The organism is Vibrio sp. 11-4(1), assembly GCF_013048625.1.
GTDB classification, from domain to species: Bacteria; Pseudomonadota; Gammaproteobacteria; order Enterobacterales; family Vibrionaceae; genus Vibrio; species Vibrio diabolicus.
The window spans coordinates 621,126-634,594 of the sequence record NZ_VHSY01000001.1 but is presented as its reverse complement, the minus strand read 5'-3'; the positions used below and the strand labels follow the sequence as shown (position 1 = coordinate 634,594).

Annotated in this window: 14 protein-coding genes; 4 read left to right on the top strand and 10 right to left on the bottom strand. The window is 45.6% G+C overall.

Features of this window, described 5'->3' with window-relative positions; all coding sequences use genetic code 11:
* Positions 1 to 60: 60 nt before the first annotated feature.
* From ompV to FKN16_RS02605, 4 genes are all read right to left on the bottom strand, one after another.
* Positions 61 to 837 carry an outer membrane protein OmpV gene (ompV, locus tag FKN16_RS02620; protein WP_170901931.1) on the bottom strand — a complete coding sequence of 259 codons (777 nt, stop codon included), beginning with the start codon at positions 835 to 837 and terminating at the stop codon, positions 61 to 63.
* A 219-nt stretch (positions 838 to 1,056) separates the two neighbouring features.
* Positions 1,057 to 1,593: a copper resistance protein NlpE gene (locus FKN16_RS02615; protein ID WP_046873821.1), complete on the bottom strand. Its 537-nt coding sequence runs from the start codon at positions 1,591 to 1,593 to the stop codon at positions 1,057 to 1,059.
* A gap of 256 nt (positions 1,594 to 1,849) precedes the next feature.
* Positions 1,850 to 3,079 (bottom strand): glycine betaine/L-proline ABC transporter ATP-binding protein, encoded by a 1,230-nt coding sequence (locus tag FKN16_RS02610; protein ID WP_170901930.1) that lies wholly within the window; start codon positions 3,077 to 3,079, stop codon positions 1,850 to 1,852.
* Entirely contained in the window at positions 3,072 to 3,971 is a 900-nt protein-coding gene (locus tag FKN16_RS02605) for a proline/glycine betaine ABC transporter permease (protein WP_046873819.1), read from the bottom strand. Before FKN16_RS02605 ends, FKN16_RS02610 begins: the two co-directional genes overlap by 8 nt.
* Positions 3,972 to 4,473: 502 nt before the next feature.
* On the opposite strand from FKN16_RS02605, the gene FKN16_RS02600 reads away from it, so the two are divergent.
* Genes FKN16_RS02600 through nqrM form a run of 3 tightly spaced genes read left to right on the top strand, consistent with a single transcriptional unit; the run spans position 4,474 to position 5,487 of the window.
* The gene (locus FKN16_RS02600) at positions 4,474 to 4,764 is read left to right on the top strand and encodes a DUF134 domain-containing protein (RefSeq protein WP_048625148.1); all 291 of its coding nucleotides are present in this window, start codon (positions 4,474 to 4,476) and stop codon (positions 4,762 to 4,764) included.
* Complete coding sequence (locus FKN16_RS02595) at positions 4,761 to 5,276, top strand: NifB/NifX family molybdenum-iron cluster-binding protein (RefSeq protein WP_048624742.1); 516 nt, start codon at positions 4,761 to 4,763, stop codon at positions 5,274 to 5,276. The genes FKN16_RS02600 and FKN16_RS02595 overlap by 4 nt, the downstream gene beginning before the upstream one ends.
* 1 nt (position 5,277) lies before the next feature.
* Positions 5,278 to 5,487, top strand: coding sequence for a (Na+)-NQR maturation NqrM (gene nqrM, locus FKN16_RS02590; RefSeq protein WP_054866942.1), 210 nt, complete (start codon positions 5,278 to 5,280; stop codon positions 5,485 to 5,487).
* Here nqrM and FKN16_RS02585 read toward each other — a convergent pair.
* Entirely contained in the window at positions 5,465 to 6,259 is a 795-nt protein-coding gene (locus FKN16_RS02585) for a phosphotransferase (protein ID WP_170901929.1), read from the bottom strand. The two genes, nqrM and FKN16_RS02585, sit on opposite strands and share 23 nt — an antisense overlap.
* A 208-nt stretch (positions 6,260 to 6,467) precedes the next feature.
* Here FKN16_RS02585 and FKN16_RS02580 point away from each other — a divergent pair, with 208 nt between their 5' ends.
* Positions 6,468 to 6,662, top strand: a complete 195-nt coding sequence (locus FKN16_RS02580) for a hypothetical protein (protein WP_164665409.1) — start codon at positions 6,468 to 6,470, stop codon at positions 6,660 to 6,662.
* A gap of 75 nt (positions 6,663 to 6,737) precedes the next feature.
* Here the strand turns inward: FKN16_RS02580 and fusA are convergent, their stop codons facing one another.
* From fusA to FKN16_RS02555, 5 genes are all read right to left on the bottom strand, one after another.
* A complete protein-coding gene (gene fusA, locus FKN16_RS02575) occupies positions 6,738 to 8,762 on the bottom strand; it encodes an elongation factor G (RefSeq protein ID WP_005392674.1) in 2,025 nt (674 codons plus the stop codon).
* A gap of 293 nt (positions 8,763 to 9,055) precedes the next feature.
* Positions 9,056 to 10,048 carry an N-acetyl-D-Glu racemase DgcA gene (dgcA, locus tag FKN16_RS02570; RefSeq protein ID WP_164665411.1) on the bottom strand — a complete coding sequence of 331 codons (993 nt, stop codon included), beginning with the start codon at positions 10,046 to 10,048 and terminating at the stop codon, positions 9,056 to 9,058.
* 50 nt (positions 10,049 to 10,098) lie between these two features.
* Entirely contained in the window at positions 10,099 to 11,103 is a 1,005-nt protein-coding gene (gene dgcN / locus FKN16_RS02565) for an N-acetyltransferase DgcN (RefSeq protein WP_170902007.1), read from the bottom strand.
* A 101-nt stretch (positions 11,104 to 11,204) separates the two neighbouring features.
* Positions 11,205 to 12,086, bottom strand: a complete 882-nt coding sequence (locus tag FKN16_RS02560; protein ID WP_170901928.1) for a LysR family transcriptional regulator — start codon at positions 12,084 to 12,086, stop codon at positions 11,205 to 11,207.
* Positions 12,087 to 12,226: 140 nt separating this feature from the next.
* Positions 12,227 to 13,435 carry an MFS transporter gene (locus FKN16_RS02555; protein WP_170901927.1) on the bottom strand — a complete coding sequence of 403 codons (1,209 nt, stop codon included), beginning with the start codon at positions 13,433 to 13,435 and terminating at the stop codon, positions 12,227 to 12,229.
* Between the last annotated feature and the right edge of the window lie 34 nt (positions 13,436 to 13,469).

Sequence of the window (13,469 nt, the reverse complement as noted above, 5' to 3'; positions counted from 1 at the left end):
TTATGCAAATGTCCAACGCATAAAGCCATCGAAATGATGGCTTTATAAGGGCGTATCGGATTAGAAGTTGTACGACACACTTGCGCCAACAACCCATTGGTTTGCACTATCAACGATAGATGAGTCGCTGATACCGCTGCCTAGGCGAGTGTATTGTGTCATTTGGCTCACTTGCCAGTTATCGTTGATTGGCATGACTAGCTTGTAGCCTAAACCATAGCTTACTGTTGAATCACCTTTGTACGCTTTGCGGTTTGCATTTGCTTCGCGTTGTTTTACGCCAAAGTAGTAATCTACGTAGTCTTCACTTTGATAAGTTAGGTTAGCAAAAGGAACAAAATCAACACTACCGAAGTTCATAATGTGGAAGTAAGTCGCGCCCGCTAAGTAACCTTTGTAAGCACCACTGATATCATGTTGAAGGTATGTTGAAATCACATTGTGTTGATCTAACGTAAAGTCAGTGTTCAAACCTAAATCGACAGCAAAGCGACGTTTATCCGTGCCTTTCAGGCTCTTTGCAATATCACCGTCACGCATGACACCACTGCCAACAAGGTAAGCACTCATGTTGATTAATTCATTGGTGTTACCGAAGAAGCGGTAGTTAATGCCACTTAGATCGGCGTTAAAGTTGTCACCATGGTAACCGCCATTTAGAATTGGAGCTGTATTGTATTTTTGATCTTTGAAAAGATCGCTGCCATGAGCCACTCCGACTTCCGCGTTCCAGCCACCTTCATTGTTGTAGATGTTACCGTTACGAATATAAGTATCACCAGCAACCGCTGAACCAGCAGCAGTCAGAGTTAGTAGTGCAATTAATGTCTTTTTCATCATTTTTCCGAGTTGTTCTGATTTGTTTTGAACACTGTACAAAATGAAGTTGTAAGCCTCTATCAGCAAAGCGTATGGAAATGTAATGAACCATCAGGATAAGAAGCGGAATGTAAGATCAGAGGAGGAAGATAAGAAAGGCAACCGCCGTCGATGGAAAGAAAAAATCCGAGCTGGGGTAGCTCGGATTTAGATTATTTATCAGGTATCGATACGAACTTATTGTTGTTTCGTTAAGTTGTATAACGGTGCTAGGTCACCTGTTACTTTTTCGCCATTCATGTCTAGCTTCATAAGTACATTTTCACCAACAAAGTATTGGTTTGGCGCATCTTCGTTTGTCAACGTTACGATGCTGCCGTTTGCATCCCAAGTGAATTGGCCTTCAGACTTTGACTGACCGTCTTCTTTGTCTTGGTAGCTTTCTTCAAGTACGTAAGTGCCATCTTGATTTAGTGTGATGGTCATGTCGATACCTGAACAATCCGCACATGGAAGCGTACCTTTATATGTGCCGTTCCAGTCCAGGGCATTTTGTGCGTTATGCTCAGAGTCTACAAATGTTTCTTCAGTGATGACTTGTTCTTCTGCTACTGGCAGCGTGTCAATTGTCTCTGTAGTAACTTCTGCGCTAGTAGTGACTTCAGTTTCCGTCGCTTGAGGTACTTCAACTGCGCTTGTTTCGGCAGGTTTCTCATCTTGACAGCCTGCAAGAATGATTACCGCGCCTGTTAGTGCCAACATTGTTTTTTTCATTTTATCCCTCTTTAAATCAAGATTTTGTATGAGAGTAATAGTAGACATTTATCAGGTATTTGCGTCATCAAAAAGCAATAGAATGATCTATCTATGTCAATAAAACCGAATATGAGCATGAAATTGTCAGGAAAATCAGAACAATGTAAATGTTGATTGGGATATCAAGCTTGAGTCTACAAATAAATATCTAGAGGGGTGGGGGCAGAGATAGTGAAAACAGCCCACATTGCTGTGAGCTGTTTTATTAAATCAGTTAAGAGGCCTTATCGATGTTTGAACGTGAGGTGCTTCGTTTTGTGCTGTCTCCATCAGCGAATAGATCAGCAACAGTACGACGCTCTAATTCACCTTTCAAATGACCATGCTCATCGACAACGGGCAGTGAGTATTCGCACGACATGGTTTCAGTCAATATTTGCTCAATGGCTGAATGGGGAGAGATGATAGGCACTTCTTCATAGATATCATCATCCCAGCTTGGAGTTTGAGCTAACTTCGTCGCGTCTAGTAACCCTTGTTGCGTTATCACGCCTTGATAGCCTGAATCGGTCACATGATAAGCATAATCACGTTTTACACGTTTCATCTCACTGAGCGCTTCTTCAATGGTTTTAGCGGCAATGCGATATGAAGGTGGCTGCATCACAGTCTCAACCGTCAATGCTCGCGCTCTATTGACGTCTTTTACAAAGGCTTCAACGTACTCATCGGCAGGATGCAGCAATATTTCGTCTGGTGAACCTTGTTGGACAAGCTCACCGTCTTTAAGGATCGCAATGCGATCGCCAAGGCGCAGTGCTTCATCTAAGTCGTGAGTAATAAAAACAATCGTTTTGTGTAACTGCTGTTGCAGTTCTATTAACTGATCCTGCATTTCGCTCCGAATCAGTGGGTCCAGCGCTGAAAATGCCTCGTCCATTAATAGTATTTCGGCATTGGTTGCCAACGCTCGCGCGAGGCCTACGCGTTGCTGCTGACCACCTGATAGCTGAGCGGGATATTGGTTCTCATAACCCGTTAATCCAACGGTATCCAACCATTCGTTTGCTTTTGATAAGCGCGCTTCTTTACTTATTCCTTGAATTTCCAAACCGTAAGCGATGTTGTCGATAACAGTGCGATGAGGCAATAAGCCAAAACGTTGAAACACCATCGACATCTTATGACGACGAAACTGCTCTAACTCCTTGTTAGAAAGCTGCATGACATCTACCCCTTCCACCAAAATCTGTCCCATGGTTGGATCGATTAGGCGATTGAAGTGGCGAATCATGGTGGACTTACCTGAACCGGATAAACCCATGATGACGAAAATCTCGCCCTTTTTAATTTGGAGGTTGATGTCTTTTAGCCCGACCGTGTGCCCCGTTTCCGCCAACACGTGTTCTTTACTATGTCCCAACTTGACGCGCTCAATCACGCTGTTGGGTTTGGGGCCGAAGATTTTATACAGACCGCTGATTTCGATAAGTGGACTAGTCATGCTTTAAATCTCCTAGATGGGCTTGAGTGCGTTTCGCATACGCTTGTGAAGCGCGGTCGAAAAGAATCGCTAGGGCGACAATGGCTAGACCATTTAAAAGACCAAGAGTGAAATATTGATTGGTAATCGACTTAAGAACGGGCTGGCCCAAACCTTTTACCCCAATCATCGATGCGATGACAACCATCGACAGTGCCATCATTATCGTTTGGTTGATTCCCGCCATGATGGTTGGCATTGCGAGCGGAAGTTGGACCCCAAAAAGCCGCTGTTTACTGCTGGCACCAAATGCGGTTGCGGCTTCCAACACTTCTTTATCCACCAAACGAATACCCAAATTAGTTAAACGAATAACAGGTGGAATCGCGTAGATTACTACTGCGATGAGGCCAGGAATTTTGCCGATCCCGAGTAACATAACAACTGGGATGAGGTACACAAATGCCGGCATGGTCTGCATGACGTCGAGTAATGGCGTCACAACAGACTGAATACGATTAGAGCGCGCCATGGCGATGCCGATAGGGATCCCGAGTGTGATTGCCAGCATGGTACACACCGTGATAATACTGAGCGTGCGCATTGTGTCTTCCCACATGCCGAAGTAGCCAATCAGGATAAGTGAGCCAAAACATGCGATAGCCAGTTTCCAAGAGCGACTAGCGGCATAAACGAGGGCGGTGCAGACGCCTAAAACAACGACCCAAGGTGTTGAAATAAGCAGTTTTTCAAACCAGACAAGAAATGAAAGGAGCGGATCAAAGAGAGACTCGATAAGTTCACCATATTCACGAGAGAAATCTCGGTAGGCGCCATCGAGTGTTTTGCGAATCGCTCTAAGATCAGAGCGATCCATTTCTGGGAATTCGCTGAGCCAATTCGAGTCAGACATATTTACTTCCTTTTCTGATATATCTAGGTGCCCTCAAGAGACGTGATTCAGCAAGAATGGCTGGGATCGTAGACCAAGTAATGATTGGTGGTTCGATAGGTCCTCCATCTATTGTTTTACCCTTTAGGCTCATTTCAATGCAGTCGACCTGCACTTTATAGTTACTTAGGGAGACACTCTTTTAATAAAATAATCATTAGTGTTCAAATGCATGATTTGATCGGATTATAGTTTTTCTTCTCCAATAAAATGAATACATTAGCGCGTATTTGTATGAAAAGTCTGCGCAAACTAACGTTTTTATTATCTAGATAATTAGAATTGATCTTTTTGCTCGTTTGTCACCAAAGTTTGTAAATTTTTAGATGTCTAATTAATCCTGATGTCTTACGTATTTATCGTGTCGATTTTTGCAAACTTAGTTTATTGGTATATGCTAAAAATGTTATTGGCATATGCCAACTTAAGGCGTAATTTGATCCTGTGTTTTTGAGGGATAATGATGGCAAGACCAAAGATAGAAAGACGAATATGCGGACGTGCTGCACACCATTGTTTCAAACCTAATGGCGTGCCATTTCATCAGTTGGAGCAAGTCGCCATATTACCAGAAGAGCTAGAAGCACTGCGTTTGGCCGATTTAGAGGGGCTTAGCCAGCAGCAAGCTGCTGATCAGATGGGCGTCTCTAGACAAACTTTTGGTAACACAGTAAAAAGTGCAAGATTGAAAGTCGCAAAAAGTTTAGTTGAAGGTCATGCATTAGTTTTTCCGGATGAGGAGTCAAACTTATGATTTATGCTATTCCTAATGATGGTGAGCGGGTGGCAAACCACTTTGTTAAAGCACCATATATTGCTATTTATTCTGATACTGACGGCATGCTAAAAAACTTAGCGAACATTGCTTCGATGCCACAAGCAGGTTGCAATGCGAAGTCTCAGTTAATTCAGTCTCTGCAAGAGTACAATGTGGATGCTGTACTTGTACGAAATATCGGTGAACGCGCATTAGCCAAATTACTTCGTAGTGGCACGCAAGTATTCAGGCTTTCTACCCGTAGCTCATTGGAAGATGTACTTGCGGTTCCAAGAGAGCCTCTCATTGAGCCGTCTCAAGGTCGTCCCTCAAACAATCATAAGAAAAATGCTCACAAGCCAAAAGGCGGTTGCGGTTCCTGTGGTTGTGGTGGCAAAAAATCCAAACCCTCCTTGCTGGCAAGACCGAAAGCACCAGCAGGGCTACTTAAAGTGACATCTCGCCCTGCTATACTTAGGCTAAAGACGATGGCTAATAAGGCAGGTTAATATGGTTTGGTTATTTACCTTTCTTGGTTTTCTCGCAATCATTTTGTTGATGTCGCTTGGCGTCATTTTCCACAACAAGCGTATTCAAGGGAGTTGTGGCGGATTGAATAATGTCGGTGTTGATAAGGTGTGCAATTGTGAAACCTCTTGTGCAGAGCCTGCAAGACGTTTGTATCAAATATCCGAACCTAACTCGTCATCTGAGCGCTAAGATCTTTTGCCCATTTCGGTAAGGTGTGTTTAAACCAGTCAATGTATTTACTGGTCTGCGGGTTCTGTCTCGAGACCAGTATGTTCACCACTTCTACCACCATCCACGTTTTAGCTATTGCAATCGTTCTTGCTAAATTACTCGCATCGCCTTGCTCTGCCGTCTTGGTATAGGTATGCGCCACACCAAGATAATCTTCGAGTGTGCCCATGCCTTTGACTAGTGGCGCTAAATCTATCGCGATATGCCCTGTCGAAAAACGTTCCCAGTCGAACAGCACCAAATCGCCATTATCTCGTCGCCCCCAGTTCCCGGCATTGGTGTCTCCAGAGATCAAATTTTTGGCGTTGAAAAGCGGGCCGGATTGCTCTTGTAGCTGATAAAAGAACCACTCTGTTTTTGCGTCTAGTTTGAGCGTGCTTAAAGCTTGGGAAGTGGCTGGTTGTGTCCACTGATGAGGATGATAAACACCATCTGATGTCGGAGATAGTCTATGTATTTTAGCTAGTTGTTCTATCACGCGCGGCTCTTCAAGCAGGAATTCTTGATTGACAGAGTGCGGGATATACTCGATTCGTAACGTATTTTGTTGGTGATCGTAATCAATGAGCTCAGGTACAAGAATGCCAAGTTCATTGAATGGTTTAGCCTGGTGTTGATAAAAAGCGACCTCAACCTGTTCTACCTGTTGCTTTTCAATGAATGAAATGCCGTGTTTTTCTACCAGATAAACTTTGGCACTGCCCATCTGGTTAAGCTCTTGCTTTGACATGAGACATCCTGTCTTTTGATGGTGGAATCTTCACTTACCTTAAACGCGAAAGGTGTGTGCCAAGAATACTTAAAGAGAACATCGAAACAAAATAATGCAATGGTTTGAGTATAAAATTGTCGCTAGTGTCTAAATTTTATACAGTGGCTTTTACGCATCGCTAACCACGTTCTACGCTTAATGTTCGATTTAAACAAGGAGAACCACTATGGCTGTAATAAAGCAGGATATTCCAAATCGTGTAACGGTTTATCATGACAATATCGATCAAGAACAAGAGCTGAAAAATGCGATGCTGCCAGAGAAACCGCGCTACTTTAACGGTGCTCCGACTTACAAAGCGAACAGCATCGAAGAGTTTGAAAATAAAATCAGTCAGATCGGTTTGTCTCTCGATAAATAAATTTTAATTTACCTAAAAGCGCCCTCAAAATGAGGGCGCTTTTTTATTTGTATGATTGATTTTAATCGTAGGGAATTAACCTTGTTGAGCACTGCCTTGGCAGACTTGTTTTTGCACTGCTGGTGGCGCGGGCTCGTAATGGCTTAAAGTCATACTAAAACTGCCTTCACCACCCGTGATAGCTCGCAATCGACGAGCGTAATCTTGCAACTCGTTTACTGGCGATTTGGCTTTCAACAACGTGAATTGGCTATCGATCGGTTCGGTGCCTTCTATTAATCCTCGATTACCTGACAAATCCCCAGACACGTCACCGACGTTTGTGGTTGGGACGTGTAACTCCATTTGGACAATGGGCTCTAACACAATAGGATCAGCGTTGTTGATCGCGTCTAAAAAGGCTTTCTTACCTGCGATGACAAACGCAATTTCTTTTGAATCGACAGAGTGATATTTACCGTCATAAACGGTGACTTCCACATCCTTGATTGGGTTGCCAGAAATCGCCCCTTCTTCGAGTACTTGTAAAATACCTTTTTCGACCGCGGGAATAAGCGCGGTTGGAATGGCGCCACCCACCACTTTGTTGATGAACTTAAATCCGGCGCCACGTTCGAGTGGACGAACCTTCAATTGCACTTCACCAAACTGGCCTGCACCGCCACTTTGTTTTTTGTGTCGATAATGCCCTTCGGCAGGTTTGGTGATGGTTTCAAAGTATTCGACGCTTGGTTGGCAGGTTTCGACGTCCAGCTTGTACACGTTCGCCATCTTTTCTAATGCGACTTTGAGGTGAAATTCCCCTTGGCCGCTGATGATGGTTTCGTTGGTGCGAGCGCGATGTTCGATGCGCAGCGAAGGATCTTCGCTGGCGATTTTATTCAGTACATCGCCTAATTTTTGCTCATCTCCACGCTTAAGAGGCTTCAAGCACAAAGAATACATGGAGTCAGGAAGGTCCAACGTCTTGAGTTGAACACCATCTTCTTCGTGAGAGTCATGAACGATTGAATCGAATTCGAGATCATCCACTTTGGCTAAAACGCAGAAGTCGCCCGCAAGCGCACGAGGGATCTCGGTTCTATCTTTGCCCTGCAGTTGATATAAGTGCCCAACTTTAAATGCCTTGTTGCTTTCGCCAATATAAAGCTGGCTGCCCGCATTGATTTCACCCTGATACACACGTAAGTAGGCAAGTTTTCCCATATATGGGTCGACGCTGACTTTGTACACGTGTGCGACGGTGTGCTCTAAAGTTTCGCAATTTACTTTGATTTTTTTGCCGTTCTTTTCCAATAGAGGAGGGTTACCTTCGTTTGGCATGGGCATGATCTCCGCCAAGGTACGAAGCAGAAGCTCGACGCCCGCGCCGGTTTGTGCTGAGACAAAACAGACCGGAATCACATGTCCAGTTCTCAGTGCTTCTTCAAATGGATCATGCAGTTGCTCTGCGGTGAGTTCGGAACCTTGTTCCAGATACAGTTCCATCAGTTCTTCATCGACTTCGATAACTTGGTCAATCAAGGTCTCATGAGCTTCATCTACCGTCGCAAGTAAGGTTTCTCGTCCCAATTCTGGTTCGAAATAGCAGTCAACTACAGATTCCCCGTCAGCCGAAGGTAAGTTGATCGGCAAGCAGTGGTCACCAAAATGCTCAACGATGTTCTCCATCAATCTCTCTAACTGATGACCGTGGTTATCGAGCTTATTGATGATGATCATCTGACATTTTTGCTGCTCTTTAGCAAAGGTAAATAAGCGATCGGAAGTTTGGTTTAGTGGTGTTTGAGGGTCGATGACAAGGGCGGATGTTTCAACGGCAGGAAAAACGCTGATCGTACGGCCAAGTAACTCGTTTTGTCCCGGAGTGTCGATGATATTGAGCCGGTGTTTATTCCAGCGCAGTGCGACTGGCGTTGCTTCAATACTGTGTTGATATTGGATGGATTGAGGGTCGAAGTCGGTAACGGTATCGCCTTTTTCTACGCTGCCTAAATGGTGCGTGGCATCGCAGGTGAAGAGCAGTTTTTCTATCAGCGTGGTTTTACCGGTCCCGGTTTGGCCGACGAAAGCGATATTGCGTATTTTGTTTATAGGCATAGAGCCTCCTTGCAAGATGGCGTGAAAAACCTACGAATTGCTAGGAAGTGGGTTGTTAGAGAAACCCACGCACTGCATTGGAGTAGGGCGGGATTACCGCCTATTCGTCTTCCATGTCATTTTCCGGATGACTCGATGCATAAGACCACCTTCTTGGACTACTGTAATCTTAGCATGCCGTAATAACCGTATAATTTATGTGACTTATTTCATGATGGGGCTGATTGTTTTTTAATCGAGATCATAAACTCAGAGGTTCTGACTTTTCGATCAAAACCTCGGGATTATTTAGGCTATTTGGAAAGAACGATTTCGCCGTCGCGATAAACTAAGCTCGGCGTTACATCTCGTCCGAGCAACACCGGGCCATCAAGATCGACAACGCTCGCCTGAGCAGCAATAGGTAACGCAGCCCGCATTGCCAGCGACGTCCCCAACATACAACCGGACATGAGGCTAAAACCGAGTTTTTGGGCGTCGTCGGCTAGTAATAGTGCTTCTGTGAGCCCGCCCGTTTTATCTAGCTTAATGTTCACCATTTCATATTTGCCAACAAGCTGATGTAATTGCTCTTTGGTGTGACAACTTTCATCGGCGCAAAGTGGAATGGGGTGCGGAATGCTGGCGAGTACGTCGTCGCAGTCTTGTGGCAACGGTTGCTCGATCATGGTGATATTAAACGGTTGGAGTTGAGCAAATACCGTAGCGAGGTCGAGGTTTTGCCATGCTTCATTCGCATCTAAGACAATTTGCGTGTGCGGTGCGGCGTCACGCACTGCTGCAACGCGCTCAATCACGTGTTCACCATCCAGTTTTACCTTAAGCAGTTTTGCGCTTTGGCTAAGGTAAGCTTGCGCCTGTTTTGCCATCGCTTGCGGCGTATCGATAGAAACCGTCATCGCCGTCACAATCGCCTCAGGTAACGTAAAGAGGTCGTGAACCTGCTGCTTGTGGTTCAAAAGCGCAAGAAGATGCCAAAGCGCGCAATCCAACGCATTTCTTGCCGCTCCTGCGGGCAATAATGATTGAAGCTGGCTTTTGAGAGCCATGACATCAGCTTCGCCTTTGGCATACAAACTTTGCAGTTCATGCGCGGCGTGAGAAATCGCCTTAATTACCGATTCAACCGATTCACCATAACGAGGGTATGGCGTGCATTCTCCTTGTGCGATCATGCCCAGATGTTCAATTGTCACGCGGACTACGTGGCACTCTGTCCGACTGCCGCGAGAGATGCGAAATGGTGTCGCCATAGCAATCGTGACGGGTTCTACATGAATTTTCATCTCACTAGTTTTCCCTAAACCGCAGTTATTTTCTAAACCGTAAATGTTTCCTAAATCGTAAGGAGCCTATCTGCAACCGCATCAACGCCAAAACGCATAGGGTCGGTGACGGGCACCTGATATTTGTCGCTCCAATCCTGGCATAACTGGGCAGCATCTTCTTCGCTGATCGCCGAAGTATTTAAGCAAATACCCACTAATTGAGCTTTTGGATTTGTTAGGCGGGCAGCGGCCAGATTCGCTTCTATCGTTTGTTCAATGGTTGGCAAGCTCGCATGTGGTAAGTTGCGGATGTGCGGGCGACCAATCTCATGGCACAGTACCAGAGCGTCCGCTTGTGCGCCGTGAAGTAAGCCCAAACTTACGCCAGCAAACGAAGGGTTAAATAACGAACCTTGCCCTTCGATGATGTCCCAATCGTGGTCGGTGAAGTCGGGGCTGATCGCTTCTACTGCGCCGGAGATAAAATCGGCAACTACGGCATCAATTGAAATGCCACTGCCTGCGATGAGAATTCCGGTTTGACCCGTTGCTTTGAACTCTGCGCGACAGTTTTTACGCTTTAATGCGTGTTCAATGGCGAGGGCTGAGTACATTTTGCCAACGGAGCAATCTGTCCCTACAGTAAGTACTCGCTTGCCTGCGCGAGCTTTGCCATTGCCGACCTTGAGCGGGGCATCATAATGGCGAACATCATACAGTTTGGTTAATCCGCGTTGTTCTAGATCGGCAAGAGGAGCAAATTCCGCCAAATGTTGGTGCATGCCCGATGCAATTTCAAATCCCATTTCTGCCGCTTCAAGTAAGGTTGCTTGCCAAGCTTCGGGAATGACTCCCCCCGGGTTTGCTGTGCCAAGCACCAGCGTTTTTGCTCCTTGCTGCTGCGCTTGTTGTAGTGTCATGTCGGTTAAACCAAGCGATACGGTTTCTGGCATCAGGCGGATTTGGCCAAGACAAATCTCAGATCGCCATTGGTATATGCCACGCGCGGTTTTTGCTGCGAGTGGATCGGTTACATCGCCAAGAAAGAGTAGGTAAGGTTGAGCAATTTGCATGATGGTTCCCTTCGTCATCGTTATTGCTCATTAATGTAGCCAGACTGATTTAGGAAACCGAATGCTTATTTGTTAGGCAGGTATAACTTCAGGTTATACTTTTAAACCATCTGTTGTTTTAGGGCGGTGATAAATTGCTTTGTCGCAATTGATTGAGGTGTGTGCTCTGCGAATAAAATAGAGACAGAGAAGGACATGTTTGGCTCCAAAGCATGCACGGAAATGGCACTATCTTGGCGATATTGTTTTGTAGTCCATGGATCGACAATGGCGAATCCTGCTTGGTGTTTCACCAGTTCAGCCGCTGCGGAGTAGCTGCGCACAGTGATGGCATGTTGATAATGCTCGTCACGCGCTGACAAGGTTTGATGCAACAATAAGCCCAAAGGGTCTCGGCTATCTAAACCGATAATGGGTAAATCGTGACTGATGAGTTCTTCTAAAATGACGGTTTTTTCTGCGGGTATCGCTGCGCTTTTAGGAGCGATCAGTGCTAAGTTTTCTTTCAATAACACGTGCCCCATGATCGCTGGTGGTGTTTCTTCACCGAACGCGATGGCGACATCCAATTCATGTTTCAGCAACCCAGAGCACAGCTCATCGCGATTGGCCGTTAATAGCTCAAAGGAGATGCCGTGTTCTTTCGACAACAACGCGACAGTCGGCGCTAACAAGTGCGCGGCCAAAACGGGCGGGGCACCGACTCGTAAATGTTGAGTTCCCTGTTTGACTTTGTTGGTCAGGGAACGAAATTGTCCGAGTTGTTGATAGACCTTTTCTGCCTCTGGCAATAAGGCTTTGGCTTCTTGAGTGGGAACGAGACGCCCCTTTACACGCTCAAATAAAGCGAAGCTCAGTTGTTGTTCTGTATGGGCGAGAACTCGAGTGACATTAGGTTGGGAAACGTGCAGTAAGCGAGCAGCACCAGACACCGTTCCTGCTTGCATAATGGCGTAAAAGACTTCCAATTGTCTTAAGTTCACTGCGAGTTCCTTCTGCTCATGTTGGTCGCCTCAGAATACCCAACCTTGCTGATGAGCGATAGAGGAAAAAAGTGCTGGTGTAGAAAATTAGGAAGACGATGTTGGTCGTCTTCCTTTTCGTCATCTCTATTTATACCGCTTTACTTTGCAGCCGCATGAAGGGGCAGATCGTTAAACGGCTCGACGTCTCGGCTGAGTAATCCCATCAATACCACTGCTAACACCATGACAACAGCTGCGATTGCAAAACCGTATTGTGTTAGCTCGTAATGACTCAACATCGCGATTAATACATAACTGAGAGATTGAATGGTGGTGGAAAACATGTTGATGCCGCCATCAACACGACCACGTTGATGAACCGCTACGGTGTGATGCATCCAGTTGACTCTTGCAATGCGATTTAGCGCGTTAAACACACCAAACAGAGCTGTAAACAATAAGATGGTCAACGGGCTTATCGCAAAACTCATTCCGATAAACGCCAGAGATACCATGACCATCGAAGCGAACATAATGTGGCTATGGGAGGCGCGACTCAGCACTTTGGTGACAAAGAAGCCAGTTAGCAACGAGCCGATACCAAAACTGATGTTGAACCCTGCAAACCAATCGCCAGAGATGCCTTGTTCAGAAAACCAAATCGGCACCAATTTGCTCAAATACGTCAATGCAGGATAAGAGAGGCAAGAGAGCAGAATAAAGCCATAAAAGCGGGGTTCGAGACGGAATATTTGTTGGCTCTCTTTGAGTTGTGCGATGAAAGCGACAGATTTTGATGCTCTTAATTGTTGGGTATACGGCGTCAGAATATAAAACATCGCCGCCAAAGCGGATGCGCTGGCTGCAAACAAAGCAAACTCTTTCATTCCCCACATTTCAAGCAAAACAATACCCAACGCACCAGCTCCTAGGGTCGTGGATTGCATTACAATTTCTTGCTGACCCGAAATTTTTGCGTATTCGTGATGCTGATAATTTTCTTGAGTGAAGGCGTTGTTGGTCGTCCATGCAAAGTTACTCGAAACCCAATACACCAATTGCGCAAAAGCCAGCAGCCAGTGGGACTCAAACCCTAACCAATAAGCAATGAACACCACCAAAGCCATTCCCGATTGAATCCATTGATTGAGTACGAGGAGTGCTTTGCGTGAGTGTCGGTCAACTAAAGTGGAAAAGAAAGGCGTTGCCAGAAAAGAAATCGCGGTGCAGCTCAGAGAAACTAAAGCGACGAATGTGCCCATTTTGGGCTCGGAAAGCATGACCCATGGCAGTGCCATCATGAACAAGCCAGATGAGATACTGTCGAAGAAGCGGCCAGCTAAGTACGGCTGAGTTTTATTTTTCATTATGTTTGCCTCAAGTTCCCTTTGGATTTCAAAA